Source organism: Fibrobacter sp. (assembly GCF_017545445.1).
Lineage (GTDB): Bacteria > Fibrobacterota > Fibrobacteria > Fibrobacterales > Fibrobacteraceae > Fibrobacter.
Map to the genome: position 1 here is coordinate 21,441 of NZ_JAFWOM010000043.1, position 15,300 is coordinate 36,740.

Sequence of the window (15,300 nt, forward strand, 5' to 3'; positions counted from 1 at the left end):
AAACTTTTGTTTACGAATGATATTTTTAAAAGTTTACAATGCGGTGCGGTTTGCCTGTTATTTCCTTCTCTTGAAGCCGAGGGTCTTTGTCTTGTTGTCTGTCGAGCGTTCGACTTTATGGCCGATTTCGTCGCATTTAGCCTTGTAATCGTTACTCGTTTCGTCGAACGTCGCTGCACAGAAGGATTCTGCCATGAAGTCAAACTTGGCAATGTAAGCTCCGGTTCCAATCTTGTTGCCTTCCTTGGCGATGGGAGCTTCGTTGTCTTTGGCAGCCCATTCTAGGTTGAGTTTGAGAATCCCGTTATCGACGAAATTGCGCACTGCCTGGAATTTTTCCTTTGGAATGTCGAGCGTGTATGTGTTGACGTATTGTCCGAGGTTATCATAGAGGTCCATGACGATTTTCAAGCGGTAGTCGTACATGAACACGCCTTTGCGCGTTGTGAAACTTGCAGATGGCATCGTGATTTCGACGTTGAAGTTTGGACCTGAACTGAAGTAAGATGCCGTATCCGCTTGACCGAGGAACGAACCGTCTTTGCTGATGAAGTTGTTTTTGCCGTTGAAAACAGCGCTTGTGGAGAAGGCTTCTTTTGCAATGGTTTCCGGGCGGCCCATGTAAGCCGTAACCTTCGGGGTGGCAACGGGTTCCGCGAGCGTTACTGTAAAGCGGATGTTGTCGTCGCCTGTGACGCGGACGTAGGGATTCATTTTTGTAGGAACATTGCCGTTTTTGTCCATGTAAGCACCTCCAAGTTCTTGCGGAACAAGACGGATGCGGTCGCCAGCGTGGAAAACGTTGTCTTTGTCGTTGTAGGTAAAGATGTACGATTTTCCGGACCCCAGCGGTTTTTCGGGGGGAATGTATTCATCGCGTTCGCGTTGGATATAGCGATTATTCTGTTCGATAATGGAGACTGGCTCGGATACGTTTACGGTCAGGATGTTCTTGATGAGGCGTGCGCTTGCGATAACTGGGGCGCACTTGTCGTACAGCGTGTAAGTCGATTCGAAAAATCCGTTTGCTGTACCCTTGAGCGGAGTGATTGTTCCGTTTCCGTCTTTTTCGCCGCTTGTAGAACCGTAGGGGTAGGCGAGGCTTTCTGGAATGTTGATTTCGATAATGCTATAAGTATTGACAGAATCCTTCGAGTGGATGGAATCTATCATGACTTTGAAAGGTGACGAGACTGAGTCGCGGATGGTCCAGTAGCTTTCTTTGGGTGTGATTTTGCCACCGGTGGTATCTGCTGTGGTCATGAATGTACGCGTAATGCTTGGAGAACCCCAGTTTACGGTGATGCTGTCGAATATGTCCTTGGGCTTGAGCTTGCGTTCGAACATGATATAGACCTTGTCCGGAATGCCGTCGCCTTGCAGGTCTATCATATCGGCATGGTAAATCGGTACAGGGCGCGAAATGAGCGTTACGGGTACAGATGGCTTGCAACTGACATCTATTTTATTGAAGTTTTGGTCGGTAACGGTAAAACCGCTGGTGGTTTTAATGCTTGCCTGTGCGCCAATCGGAACAAGTTTATTGTTGTCGTTACCGCTGATGACAAATGTCCAACTTTTTCCGTTGTTTGTCGTTGTTCCCTTCCCGACGACAGTCGGTACGCCTGTCGCACCTAGGATAGAAAGAGGCCATTCGCTTTCGGATGAAAGGATGACGGGCTCCGAGAAGGCTATCATCACGGTATCGAGACTGCTATTGTCATCGGTCTTTTCGAGAATCGAGACACTTTCGAGCGTCGGGTGGATACCATCATCAACTTTTGCAGTTTCCTGGTTTACAGAGCCTTGGTCGGAGACGTAAGTCGTAATCTTTCCGGATGGGCTTGCGTTTGTCGGGACAAGGCTTGAGTCAATCGGGATGATGACTTCGTTCTTGTTGGCGTATGCGGAGGCTTCAAGCGGAACTTTGACGGAATCGGTCATACCTTCGATATAGAACTGGATGCTGTCGAATGTGCTTTCGTCGCTAAACTTGTTCGAAAAGATGATTCTCAGTTGGTCGGCTTTGTTGTCGCAGTTGGTGTCTTCGGCAAGTACAGTTTGTGGCGATGGCGTCTTGGATTCTGCATAGAACGTCGATTTAGAAACATCGTCTTCGTCATCCGGGTCGGTATAGACAATTTGGATGGTGTCGCCTGCGAAGAACGATATTTCGGAAGTCTGGTTTCTCGTTTCCTTGGAGTGGTTGACGGCGGTAATTGGACCTCCGACAAAGTGTCCGGGGTTTGATTCGTCTGCTTTCAAGGTTACAACGAGTTTGTCGTTTTTCTTGTTGTTGATGATTTCGATATCGATAGTCTTTGTATTGCTCTTTACTTTATCCTTGTCCATCAAGTCAATGAAGAATATCGTGCCGTCTGGATTGGCGGGACTTACGATGGGTTTTCCTTTCGCATCCTTGATGACAAGCTGGGATGCGGTCGCATCACCCTTGGAAAAGTTCACGTAGTAGGTTCTGTTCTCGAAGGCGCAACCGCCATTTTCTATGCAGACATCACACGTGGGATCTGGGCCTGCAAATATCGTTACATCTACTTTATTTGAACCGATTCCCATCTTGACGGGAATGTCGAGCTCCCACATATCGGTTGGAATGTCGTACTTTGCGATAATCTTTGTTCCAGATTCGTCTAAAATCCACTTGTCAAGGCTTTGCGGGTCAACGAAAGCCATGCCGCTGACCTTGACTCCGTTTGCCCAAATTTTTGTAATGTATCCACCTTCGCTCACGTGTGCCTTGCCAGTGACGTGGACGGTGCTGCTAGTTTGGTCAATATCGACATGGGAGCCATTAGAAACGTTGAACGGCTTATCTAGCGTCAAGCTGATTTTGTAATTGGCCCTCTTGGTTTGCATTTCCTTCTTGGAAGGACTGTAACCCCAGATAAATTCATCCTTGCGATAGACGGATACATACGGATTCACCGGAGCCGCATTAAAGTCTTTGTCTCCTTCGTCTTTTTCAATACACGGCATGCCGGGGTAATCTAATTCTTCGCCGTTTGCGCGTGAGTGCGGCATCCAGCTCCAGTCTCCCGGATTTTCGTTCAAGGTGGGGGCGCCCGGAGTTTCGTTGGACGGGGCGTACCATTTGTTGCCGGAGTAGCAATAAAGTTTTTTATTCGGAGCTTCGTTCATCAAGTCCTTGTACGGAGGGTACGGACTGCGGTGATCGAATCTCACGTCAAAGCGCAGGCGGCTAGAGCTCTTGATGACGGTCGAACCGAGGTTTAGCGGGAAGTACCATTGCCAGGTTCCCGTAGCATCATCGTAGGTGTCTTCGATTTTGACAGGATGGGCATCGCGCAGGAGTCTTGCGAGTTCCTCGATGGTTTCTTCAGGGCATGAGCCGCTGAAACCAGCTTCGTCGTAGTCGTTGCAAATGTCTGTGCCCATGCCGATATCGTTCTCGATTTCGTCGGTACCACGCATGTAGAGACGGATGGTTAAGCTATCAAATGCTCTTGATTCATTGTTGAAAATGTTGATGTTGACCATGGCCATATTGACTTGCCAAGGATATTGGTAAGTTTTTACGCTAAAGTCGTACCACGTGACGGGAGTCGTGAATTTTAGCGGCTTGCTGTCTTCGTCAACGTTGGCAAATGTGCCGTTGCTTTCGACCATGAAGTAATAAGTCGTCTTTTCCTTGAGCCCTCCAATCTTTACGTAATGGAACTGGGTCGGAATGCCGGACAAATCGGCGTTTCCGACTCCGGAATTGTAGGCGTACTCGGCTGCTGTGGAGTGTGGTTGGGTGTCCCAGTAAATTCTTGATTCGTATTCGCCGTTGGGAGTGTACCACATGATTTCGGCACTGTCGGCAGAAACATTACAGACGGTAACGTTTGTAATTTCCGCGCTTTCGACGGTGCTTAGAGTTGTGAAAGAATATGGCGTTTGTGTGCTATCGACCAGGAACTTGGTCTTTTGGTTTTCTGGCTTGTAGGCGTTTGCTCCCGTAACGTAGAAGTAATAGGTGGTACCTGGAGTCAAGTTGTGGAGGACGATATCGTGCTGGACTCCTTTGAGATTATCTGTTGCGGTAAGCGTGTATTCACCTTCTGCGGTGCCGTAGTGAATGACTGCTGTGCCGCGCATGGTGAGGTTTACAGTCACGATGGCGGAGTCTGCGCTTTTGTGGCGGATTTCCACGCTTATGTCTGGCGCCTGGGTCATGTCGAATTTGTGGGCGACAAGGCTGACTGCGCCTAAGAACGTTGCCGAGGCGTCAATGCAGACTTCGGATTTTTCGTAATCTTCCCAGCTCATCGTCTTGGGTACAAAAGAGTTGGCTCCACCGGGTTTGATGCCTCCAAGGAAGGCGCCTGTGGGGACTTTATACGGGTAAGGACTGCCTGGCACATTTGTTCCTTCCGGGTTTGAAGCGCGGTGGTGCGGGTGGGCATCGTTCTTGTCTCCAACACCGTAGATAAACGAAATGTCCCACGGATTCACACCGAGCATGTAGTTCATCTGGTTGATGGCGAGCTGTTGCATTTCGTCGGTTTTCCAGTTGGGGGTGCCCATGTGCGGGAGCGTAATGCCTTGAGCTTCTATGCTTTTGGCGACATCGACGTACGCCATGACATCAAAGATGTTGCCTGCTTGGTAGCGGTTGTAAATCCAATCCCCAGATGGCGAGGCCATGTTGTACCAATCGGCGTCGTATGTCACTTTATTCTGTTTCCAGATGATGCTGCCCATGGGTAGTTCGATGGAGGCTCCGGTACCTTCCGACATATCGGAAACGTTGTAAATCAGGTTAGCTACGCAGTCTTCAACGGCGTTCAGCCATTCATCTTCGGTCAGGCCGTATTGCGTAATCGCTTTGTTCTTGTCGGCGAGGATGAGCTTGTACAAAGCGTAAAGGGCGAATGTGTAGCTGTTTGCCCAGCTTGTTGACTTTACGTTTTTCAAGAACCCCTTGTCGTTTGTGACGAACCAGCCGCCTTCAAAGCAACCGGCACAGTTTTCCATATATTCCTGAGTTGGAGCCGTTTGCCCTTTATCGCCAATTTTTACTCCTGCAGGCACTAATTTCCTGGTACGGATCATATCATCGGCGTATTGCTTGTCTCCGGTGGCGTAGAGAAGGGCTACAGAAGCGAGTGCCAAGTCGTCGTAGAATTCATTGTTGCCGTTATAGGCTTGACTGGACCAGCTTGCTGCAGATGTGTTGTTCTTGATTTGCTTGTCTCCGTCATAGGTGCTTTTGCCTTGAGCGATGGCTTTGGCCAGGCTGTACATTTTTTCTGCAACCATCAGGCAACTGTCTGCAAATGCTTCGTATTCGGGATAATCCTTGAACATCTTGCCAAGAATGGCAAGGCCCGCGGCAGTTTCTCCGCCAATATTCGAGCCGATTTCGCCTAAGCGGACCATTCTTGAACTTGGGCCGCCACGGTCTGTTGCTGATGGAGAACCATCTACTGGAAGATCATCTTGGTTTTCGGGGCGTCCCCACCAACTGTGATCAGAACCTTTAGCTCCAATGGAAAGTGCCATGTCATCGATAACGCCTTTTGCTCTTACGAAAGAACGGAGTACGAAATCGGCTCCATGCTTGGCTTCGCGGAGCATGTCCGGGACGCCGTCGATTCCGCCCGCTCCGTGGTTGAATTTGTAATGGTCAACATCTACATCCGGGTTTGTGGCCGCCATGACCGCTGCTACCATGAAGGCGTACATCTGGGTTTGGGATTCTTTCAGATGGTCGCCACAGTCATAGTAGCCACCTTCGAGTGTCCCTGCCATTGATGCATCGTAATGGTTTCGAACTTCGGTTTTGTCGCTGACCGTTACTGCACCGGCGCCATCTTTAGTGTGGCTTGCCTTGTGGAACCAGGAATCTCCGTAACCGCTGCGGTTGATTCCGTAGAACTTGATAGTCGCGTCCTTGACCATGGTGTACACCTGGTCGGAAATGATGAATGTGCTTGAAATTTCTTTGCCGACCTTGATGCGGAGGCGGGTTTCTGTGGGAACTCCTTGCGGAATGTTGCCTATCATGATGGTGCCGGATTGGCCGGTAACATCCACTCTATAGCGCATCTGGTCATTTGTGGCGGCATTTGTGCCTGCAACAATGGTCCAGTCCGAGGAGGTGGTATGTCCAGAAGACTTTAATGTGCCTGTAATGGCTGGGCTAAAGGACTTGCCGTTGACATCGACTATTTCAAAGCTAGAGGCTGTTCCAATGTAGTAGAATTGACGTTCCTTGTCGCTTTCGAGATAGCCCGCCTGGTTTACGCGGATTGGCGATATGTGATAATTGATGGCGTCGAGATAAGCCTGATTTAGCGTATCTACAATATAGGCGTTTGGCGCATAAAAAGGAGTTGTCCTGATTTTGGGGACTGTGTTCTTTTTTTTGGTGACGGATGCGTCGTAATGATCAAAAACGGTTGTGTCCCATGTTAGCGGGAATGTTGGCCTAATCAGGTCGTAAGGAGTCGGTTGTTCTTGTTGTGCTATTGCAAAACTTATGACGGTGCTAAGTAGCAATAGATACTTTTTGAAAAGCATTTTTCCTCCCTAACTCATATAAACGGGCAAAAACGAGTTTTGCCACCGCAACGGTATTTATTTGTATTCTATAAAAATGAATATAAATTATTAGGAGGAAAATTTATTAGAATAAATTTTTTTCTGTTCTCAAAACGTACTCCGTTTTTGCAAAATTTTTGCATAAAAAAAGACCGTCACATGGACGGTCTTTAAATTCACAATAAAGCGTTCTTGAAAAAGCGCTTATTAGTCGTCTCCAGTAAAGATGATGACGAGAACGGAGGCAATGAATGCTGCGGAAACTGCGATGAATTCCCACGGATTGTCCATGATAGAGGACTTGGCTGTACCGCTAGTTTCGTCTTCGACTTTCTTCTGTTCTTCGGCCTTTGCCTGAGCTTCTGCTTCGGCGGCCTTCTTTTCTTCTTCGGCCTTGGCAAGAGCGGCGCTATCTACCGGAGCTTCTTCAGTCTTTGCTTCGAGAACTTCGGTGGCTTCTGCGGCTGGTGCTGCTTCAGCAGCCGGGGCGGCGGCTTGCGTGGAGTCTGTAACCGGAGCTTGAGCGGCTTCAGCCGGTGCAGCTGCTTCTGCAGCGGGTTGAGCTTCAGCCGGGGCGGCTACTGCTGCGGGAGCCTGTGCTTCGGCAGGGGCTGCTGCTGGTGCTGTTTCGGCGGGTGCCGGTGCTACTGCTTGAGCTGCCGGAGCGGCTTCTGCAGCAGGTGCTGCTTGAGCGGCTTCAGCTGCGGGTGCCGGAGCGACTTCAGCAGCTGGAGCGGCCTGAACAGCTTCTGCTGCGGGCTGTGCTGCCTGTGCGGCGGCTGCCGGAGCTTCTTCAACCTTGGTTGTTGTGGCTTTTTTAGCCGTAGTCGCTGTTTTCGTGACCTTCTTTGCTGCCGGAGCTGCAAAAACCAGTGCTGCCGAAATCATCGTGGCGAGCAAAATCTTTTTCATTATTCAATCCTCTTATGAAGTTTTTGTTTCGATATCAAAAATAACACTTCTTGTGTGATTTTGGTCATATTGAAAGTAAAAAAGAACGAAAAACTTGTGAAAAAAAGGGGCAGGGTTGTCGAATTTGCGGGATAAGTGGAACTTAGTAGGCGGTAGGAGGTTGGCTTCGTCATTTTGGAGGGTGCGCATGCCTTTGTTAAAGAAAAAGGAGATCCCCGAACATGTTGGGGATGACAGCCAGAGGCACATGCTTCTAACCACCAACCACTAACCACTGTTTACTAATCACAAGATTACACGAAAGAACGGGCCTTCGGCCCTACAGATAGCAAGTGAAAGATTTATCTTTATATTCGAAGTAACGAAACGAGGTCTTAGGTAGTAGGTTGTAGGTCGTAGGTGAGTTAGGCGGCAAAGCCGCGTGTTTATGAACCTAAAGCCAAACTCCTGTTGCCTAACCACTAATCACTAACCACTAACCACAGGATTAGACGAAAGAACGGACCTTCGGCCCTACAGACGAAAGATATAAGAATGGATAGTTATGCTTGGCATGAGCAAACACTCTCGTCTTTCGTTAAGGTTGGTGAGCCTGCCGAACCACGTCTCTCGTCTAAAACAAGGAAACTATGGCATTCAAATACGAAGCTACCGTCCAGCACGGTGAAGATACTACCGAATACGTGAACCTCGGCAAGGAAGGCGTTTCCGTCGCCGAATTCGAAGGCAAGAAGATTCTCAAGGTCGCCCCCGAGGCGCTCACGAAGATAGCCCAGGCCGCTTTCGAAGAAGTAGAATTCTGCCTGCGCCCGGCACATACCGCCAAGGTCGCCAAGATTTTGCAGGATCCGGAAGCTTCGGACAACGACAAGTTTGTCGCTCTCACCATGCTCAAGAACGCCTGTGTCGCCGCGAAGGGCATCCTCCCGTTCTGCCAGGACACCGGCACGGCTATCTGCGTTGCCCACAAGGGCCAGCAGGTCTGGACGGGTTTCGACGATGCCGAAGCCATTTCTGAAGGTATCTACAACGCCTACACGACGAAGAATCTCCGCTACAGCCAGATTGCACCGCTCACGATGTACGAAGAAAAGAACACGGGTTGCAACCTCCCGGCCCAGATCGACATCCACGCCGAAGAAGGGGCCGAAATGAAATTCTTGTTCGTCGCCAAGGGCGGTGGCTCTGCCAACAAGACTTACTACTGGCCGATGACCAAGGCGCTCCTCAACCCGAAGTCCTTGGAAAAGTTCCTCGCCGAAAAGGTTAAAACCCTCGGTACTGCCGCTTGCCCTCCGTACCACCTCGCTATCGTGATTGGCGGTACCTCTGCCGAAATGAACACGCACATGGTGAAGCTCGCTAGCTGCGGCTACCTCGACGATATTCCGACCAGCGGTTCCGAAGGCGGCCGTATTTTCCGCGACCTCGAAATGGAAGAAAAGGTTTTGCACATCTGCCAGAAGACGGGCATTGGCGCCCAGTTCGGCGGCAAGTACCTCGTGCACGACGTCCGCGTGATCCGCGCTCCGCGTCACGCTGCAAGCTGCCCGGTTTCTATCGGTGTCTCCTGCTCTGCTGACCGTAACATCAAGGCAAAGATTGACGAAAACGGTCTCTGGCTCGAAAAGATGGAACACCATCCGGAAAACTACATTCCGGCTGGCAATGCCGTGAACCTCGCTCCGGCAGTTGAAATTGACCTCGACCGTCCGATGAAGGAAGTGCTCGCCGACCTTACCAAGTATCCGGTTAAAACACGCCTCTCCCTCAAGGGCACGATGATTGTGGCCCGCGACATGGCACATGCCAAGATTGCTGAAATCTTCGACAAGCAGGAACGTGGCGAAGAACTCACGGACGAAGAAAAGACCGTGCTCAAGGTTGTTTCTGACCACCCGATTTACTACGCCGGCCCGGCTAAGACTCCGGCAGGCATGCCGACAGGTAGCTTCGGCCCGACGACGGCTAACCGCATGGACCCGTACGTGATGCGCTTCCAGAGCAAGGGTGCTTCGATGATCATGGTCGCGAAGGGCAACCGCAGCCAGGACGTGACCGACGCCTGCAAGAAGTACGGTGGATTCTTCCTCGGCTCTATCGGCGGTCCGGCAGCCATCCTCGCTGAACAGAACATTCTGTCCAACGACATCGTGGCCTTCCCGGAACTCGGCATGGAAGCCATCCGCAAGATCACGATTAAGGACTTCCCCGCCTTCATCTTGGTTGACGACAAGGGCAACAACTTCTTCGAAGGCTTGATCTAAACCCGAATTGTCATCCTGAGCGGAGCCTGTCATTCTGGAGCGAAGCGATAGAATCCAGGCGAAGTCGAAGGATCCAGACCCGAGTCTAACAAAAACATCCCGTCGGAAAACCGGCGGGGTGTTCTTGTATGTAAAAAATCGGGCTTTAATTTGAGGCTTATCTATTCTTTGAATTCAACGCTGTTGATGGCATCGAGAAGTTTTTCCTTGACTTTAGCATCATTGGCAAAGCTGCGCATGACGACGAGAAGGATGTTCCCTTTTTGAGTGAGTCTAGATGCGAGGCAGATATCTTCCGGTGTCCCATCGCCATGTGTTACTTTGTAGCATCTGTGTGTGTACTTCTTTTCGGAATTATAGTCGGTATCGACTAGGTTTTCATCTGTACAATCTTTGAAAAATTCATCGTAGGCGGTGAAAATTCTGGTTGTCTTTAGTGAATCGCTTATATCGTTCTGAAAAACTTCAGGATTGTTTTGTACGGCTTTGCTGTATGAAGCGAGTATGAAACCCATCTCTAAATCTTCGTTATTTAACGTAACGGAAGCTATTCCTTTTGTGGTGTCATGAACGGCGTTTTTGTAATTGAATGGGAAGTTGACGTTGAATGGGGTATCAATTTCGAGTTTCTCGGGCATTTCGGTGGCGATAAATGCTTTTGAAGTTGATACACGGAAGTAAATGAGCATTTGTCCAAGAACGATTGGCTGCATTCTTGTTCCCATCAGGACGGCGCAGCTTGAAAGTACTAGTACAGCGAAAATAAGCGAAATGGATAAAAACTTTTTCATAGAATCTCCTTTTTAGTTATGTTGAAATAATAATAAATTCTATACGGATTTATGCTTGCGGGGCGTTCTTGTATATAGGATTTTGTTTATATTTAAAGCGATGTTTAAGGCTTTGCGTATCGCTGTATTTCTTTTGATGTGCTACAGTTCTGTAGCGATGGCCCAGCTTTTATCTGATACTGCGAAAATTCAAAATGAAGAAAAAATTTGGGTCCCTGAATCTGTATTAAACATGTCTCCAAATTTACCTAAATGTATGGACTTAGGAAATGGATGTCTCGGTGAAAATCTTAATTATGATAAAGTAAAAGATGGGATCGAATGGGATAAGTGCCGCAATGGGGACGAAGATTGCTATTTGACGAAAAATGTAAAACTCGCAGCCCTCTTTGTTAAAGCTTTGGCTCAGCCGTTTATCTATAATCACGAAAAATGTGAGCGCCGTTCAAACGAAAGCTCGAAGTAGTGAAGTCTAATATTCCGTCGGTAGTCTGGTTTATCCGTAGATTTTTAATACTGTAGAAGGTGCTGCCCAGCTAAAAAATATATATTCTGGCTATGAAAATATTGAAGCTTTTATATTGCTTTTGTTTCCTCGCTCTTTTAGGGTGTGCTGGTAGCGAACCTGTTGTGCAACAGGAGAACAACGCCGATGAAGTCCGTGCAAACGTTGCTCAGGCTTACGAAGAACTGAATGCGGAGCAGGTAGGGCCGTAATGCAGAATACTCGTGTTTTTCCCAAATTTTTTGGCTTATTGTCATTGGCTATGTTAATGACGTTGACTTCTTGTGGCAGCGATGATGTGAATCCGAGTGCATCAAAGGATTCTCAGGATGAAGATTCTTCTAGTTCGTCTGTGAAAAAATCAAGTGCGAGTAAGACTAAGTCTAGTTCCAGTACGGTGAAATCTAGCGCTTCCGGCAAAAAGGTATCCTCTTCGAGTGCAAAAGGCAAGTCCGTAAGCTCCAGCAGCGCGGCTTCGAAAAAGTCTTCAACATCGTCCAAAACGAGTTCGTCTGCAACTGCAAAGAGTAGCTCCTCTGTAGCGAAGTCCAGCTCTAGCGTTGCGAAGTTGTCTTCGTCGAATGCTATATCGAGTTCTGCGAAAAAAGTTTCGTCAAGTTCAGTGAAAGCGCTTTCATCGTCTTCGGTAAAAGCAACTAGCTCTGCATTTGATTTAAGTCTTATTGGAACTTGCGCTCCGACTAACGCTGTGGCCGAAATGGGTGAAAAGGTGACGTGGAAATTTACGCGTGGCGAAGTGATTACTGTAACAGATTTGCTTAAAGGTTCGTTCAAATGGACGTTTGAAGGCGGCTCTGCTCCTACAGTGGATGGGAACGTGAACGATCTTGTACAAACGATTACTTATGCAGCTTCGGGTGACTTTGGAGCTACGTTTGAAATGGATATTGACGGCATCTCGTATTCAATTCCGTGCACCCCGGTTCATATTAACGGAGCTTCGATTACAGGTTGTAGTTGCGATGCCGACGCTCTTTCGGTGGATTATAAGAAAACGCCTTCTGTCGAATGGATGGTGTCTAATTGTACGACAGAGGGTGGCAAGTTGACATACGAGTGGGAGGGAAAATCCGGTACGGATACGTTCTCTAAAGCTTTTGACGCTCCGCATTCCGGATATTCGCCAACTCTGATTGTTCAAAACGAAGAAAATACAAAGGTCGAAGTCGCATGCTCTGCGGTGAAGGTTACAGACGGCCCGGAATTTACTATTGCAGAACCGGGTGGTTCTGGTACTGTTAAGTTGCCTGCGGGAGTTTCGCATGTGACTTTGGAGTTTAATTCTTTTGGTTCTGCTTGCGCTGTATTTTGCCAAGTGGACCGACAGGATTCTCCTTCGGGTGATCTTGACGGAACGGTTAATGGCGTAGCTCTTAGAGGACGTGATTACGTTTCGGAGCATTTGCCTTCGGGGTCGTGTGGTCCGGGGGCCGTCTTGGAATTTGTGCTAGATGTCCCTGCAACTTGCGGTGCTTATTGATTTCGTGCTGTTAGAATTTTAGCCAAGTTTTGGTTTGCAACTGTTAAAAATTATATATTGGGACTATGAAAATGTCTAAACTTTTATATTGCCTTTGTTTTCTCGCCCTTCTAGGGTGTGCTAGTTCTGAACCAGCTCCCAAGGAGGAGCCTGTAAACGTTGACGAAATCCGTGCCAACGCTGCGCAGGCGTACCAGGAACTTAATGCGGAGCAAGTGGAAAAGTAGCTTCGTTGCGTAAATGGTGTTTGCCTGAACTCCGGGGCGTTTTGCCCTGGATTTTGTCGTTGTCTGTTTTTTCTAAACGACATTGAAGTTTGTCATGCCGGACTAAGATCACTGAGCCTGTCGAAGTGCCGGCATCAGTTATTCCAATTGAGATAAATCTTATTACGTTTACTATACTTTTGCTATTGTTCTATTGTAAACAAAAATTCTATATTTACATCTATGAAGACTTTAAAGCTTTTGTATTGTGGATGCCTTATTTCTCTTATAGGGTGTGCCGGCAGCGAACCTGCTGTAAAGAAAAGTAACGCCGACGAAGTCCGTGCGAGGGCCGAACAGGCTTATAGCGAAATGGATGGTGGCGCAACTTCCCAGAAATCGAATGGGCAAAATGCGCCTCAGCCACAAGCTGTCGTTGAATCTGGCGTACCTTTAATAGAAATGTTGCATTCCCATGCGTGCCCGAATGCGGATGACTTGCGCGGTCAGGGGATTGCGGACAATGCGAGTTCTGCACTCACGATAGCTCAAAAGGAAATCGCGGCACAAATTCAGTCTGTAGTCGTTGCCAAGACCGAAGAAACGCGTCATTCCAATGTCGATGTTGCCGGGAACGAAACGCTCCGGTCCTCGTTCGAATCAAAAACACAGGTGATTACGACATTGCAGAATGCTCAGGATGCAAAGCCTATTATCACGTTGACGCAGACCGGTAAGTTTGGTGTTGTAGCTTGCATGCAACGTTCCGATGCGGCGAAACCCTTTATTCGTGAAGCGAACCTCTTGCAAGATTCTGTGACGCTTGCTCTTAAAATTTTTGAAGAACAGAAACATCCGATTATCAGGAACAATGCGTTCGTGGCTGCCCGCGACATGTACGTGCAGACGCTTTCAATTGTGAGCGTTCTTGATGGGCTGGGCTTCAATCAAGAAAACAGGGTTAAAGAATCTTTTGAAACTGAGCAGCAAAAGTACAACGACTTCCGTTCGCAGTACGCCTTCTATTACCAGATGGATGAGAACGATGCGTCTGTGCTACCGCAGCGTCGTGCCGTGTTTGAACGAATTTCTGCAAAATATCCAGTGCGTGCCGCTGCTTGCTCTAACGGCCTTTTGCTGAAGCTGGATGTCACTTCGACAAATTGTGCCGAAGGTAGCCTTGGCGTGTCTTGTACGGCGGACTTGAATTTGAGCGGCTCGAATTGCGAAGGCGAACCTTACTTTAGCGTCCATGCCAAGGTCAAGGGCAATGGCCGCTACGATGTGAACGAAGCGAGGGAACGCTTGAATACGAATATTTCCAATGGTGATTGGTTTAACGAATGGACTCAAGAATTGGATAAATGGAGACTCGAATGATGCGCTTTCTACTTGGTGTATTGGGCGGTGCTCTAGCTTTGTCGCTTTGCGTCTCTTCTACGGCGCAGGCGGCGTCTCAAGGTAAATCGGTCGAGATGAAGTTGCCTTCGTCAATTTCTGATTCGCTCCCGTGGTTTGCTATCCGCGAAGTTTCGGATAACATGCTTCCGTTTACGCGTACGCATTTGTCTAAAATTTCGATGAAGAACGAACGCACCGCGCTTGTCTATTTTGCGACATGGTGCATCCCCTGCAGGGCGGGCATCAAACGCCTTGTCGATAATTACGCGGAACTCCAGAAAAACAAGGTCTCGGTCGTGCTGGTGAACATTGGCGAACGCGACGAAGAACTTGTCAAAAGCTGGGTGAAGAAGACTAACGTCTCCAAATTTACTGTCGTGAGCGACCCGTTCAAACGTTTGACGGAAGGCTTCGGGCTCGTCAAGGAAGGCGAAGAAATAAGCCTCCCGCGTACGATTGTGCTGGACAAGAATGCAAAGCCGTTGTTCATGCTTGGCGAAGAAGGCAACGACTGGCCGCAAGTTCTTTGGACTAAATAGAATTATGTATCTTATTGTCGGTCTTGGAAATCCGGGTACGCAGTACTCTAACACTCATCATAACGCTGGTTTCATGGCGGTTGAAAAGCTTGCGGATTCAAGCAAGGACTGGAAAAGCGAACACAAGGCATTGACCATGAAGGTGAACATTGCTGGCGAAGAATGCCTGCTTGTGAAACCGCAGACTTACATGAACCTCTCTGGCGAGGCGGTGCAGGCGCTCATGACATGGTACAAAGTCAAGGTCGATCATCTGCTTGTCTTTAGCGATGACATCAATTTGGATGTAGGCCGCATCCGTTGCCGTGCAAACGGTAGCCATGGCGGGCAGAACGGACTCCGTAATATTATTGAGCATGTGGGCGACAAATTCCCGCGAATCCGCTTTGGCGTTGGAAAATGCCCTCCGAAATTTGACTTGAGCAACTGGGTGCTCGCCAAATTTTCTCCCGAAGACCGCCCGAAGTTTGACGAGGCTATTGCAAAAGTCCCGGCATTGATGGAATGCTACTTTAAATTTGGCATCGAAAAGTGCATGGAACGGTATAACGGGAAATAACTAATACTTGCATAGCCCAAAAGCGTTAGAGGCAATATTAAACGAAAAT

Annotated in this window: 11 protein-coding genes; 8 read left to right on the forward strand and 3 right to left on the reverse strand. The window is 48.5% G+C overall.

Going from position 1 to position 15,300, the window contains the following annotated elements; genetic code table 11:
• Positions 1-57: 57 nt before the first annotated feature.
• Together IKG78_RS05105 and IKG78_RS05110 are read right to left on the reverse strand one after the other, a co-directional pair.
• The gene (locus tag IKG78_RS05105; protein ID WP_290940317.1) at positions 58-6,549 is read right to left on the reverse strand and encodes a glycoside hydrolase family 9 protein; all 6,492 of its coding nucleotides are present in this window, start codon (positions 6,547-6,549) and stop codon (positions 58-60) included.
• Positions 6,550-6,777: 228 nt separating this feature from the next.
• Positions 6,778-7,482 (reverse strand): hypothetical protein, encoded by a 705-nt coding sequence (locus IKG78_RS05110; RefSeq protein WP_290940320.1) that lies wholly within the window; start codon positions 7,480-7,482, stop codon positions 6,778-6,780.
• Between the two features lie 629 nt (positions 7,483-8,111).
• Here IKG78_RS05110 and IKG78_RS05115 point away from each other — a divergent pair.
• Positions 8,112-9,749, forward strand: coding sequence for a fumarate hydratase (locus IKG78_RS05115; RefSeq protein WP_290940323.1), 1,638 nt, complete (start codon positions 8,112-8,114; stop codon positions 9,747-9,749).
• Between the two features lie 161 nt (positions 9,750-9,910).
• Here IKG78_RS05115 and IKG78_RS05120 read toward each other — a convergent pair whose 3' ends face one another.
• The gene (locus IKG78_RS05120; protein WP_290940325.1) at positions 9,911-10,540 is read right to left on the reverse strand and encodes a hypothetical protein; all 630 of its coding nucleotides are present in this window, start codon (positions 10,538-10,540) and stop codon (positions 9,911-9,913) included.
• A gap of 82 nt (positions 10,541-10,622) precedes the next feature.
• Here IKG78_RS05120 and IKG78_RS05125 point away from each other — a divergent pair, with 82 nt between their 5' ends.
• From IKG78_RS05125 to pth, 7 genes are all read left to right on the forward strand, one after another.
• Entirely contained in the window at positions 10,623-11,006 is a 384-nt protein-coding gene (locus tag IKG78_RS05125; protein WP_290940328.1) for a hypothetical protein, read from the forward strand.
• Positions 11,007-11,098: 92 nt separating this feature from the next.
• Entirely contained in the window at positions 11,099-11,257 is a 159-nt protein-coding gene (locus IKG78_RS05130) for a hypothetical protein (protein ID WP_290940331.1), read from the forward strand.
• 56 nt (positions 11,258-11,313) lie between these two features.
• Positions 11,314-12,546, forward strand: a complete 1,233-nt coding sequence (locus tag IKG78_RS05135; protein ID WP_290940334.1) for a hypothetical protein — start codon at positions 11,314-11,316, stop codon at positions 12,544-12,546.
• Between the two features lie 71 nt (positions 12,547-12,617).
• Positions 12,618-12,773 carry a hypothetical protein gene (locus tag IKG78_RS05140; protein ID WP_290940337.1) on the forward strand — a complete coding sequence of 52 codons (156 nt, stop codon included), beginning with the start codon at positions 12,618-12,620 and terminating at the stop codon, positions 12,771-12,773.
• 222 nt (positions 12,774-12,995) lie between these two features.
• Positions 12,996-14,132 carry a hypothetical protein gene (locus IKG78_RS05145; RefSeq protein WP_290940340.1) on the forward strand — a complete coding sequence of 379 codons (1,137 nt, stop codon included), beginning with the start codon at positions 12,996-12,998 and terminating at the stop codon, positions 14,130-14,132.
• On the forward strand, positions 14,129-14,692 hold the full coding sequence (locus tag IKG78_RS05150) for a TlpA disulfide reductase family protein (RefSeq protein WP_290940343.1): 564 nt from the start codon (positions 14,129-14,131) through the stop codon (positions 14,690-14,692). Before IKG78_RS05145 ends, IKG78_RS05150 begins: the two co-directional genes overlap by 4 nt.
• Before the next feature lie 4 nt (positions 14,693-14,696).
• A complete protein-coding gene (gene pth, locus IKG78_RS05155) occupies positions 14,697-15,251 on the forward strand; it encodes an aminoacyl-tRNA hydrolase (RefSeq protein WP_290940346.1) in 555 nt (184 codons plus the stop codon).
• Positions 15,252-15,300 lie beyond the last annotated feature (49 nt).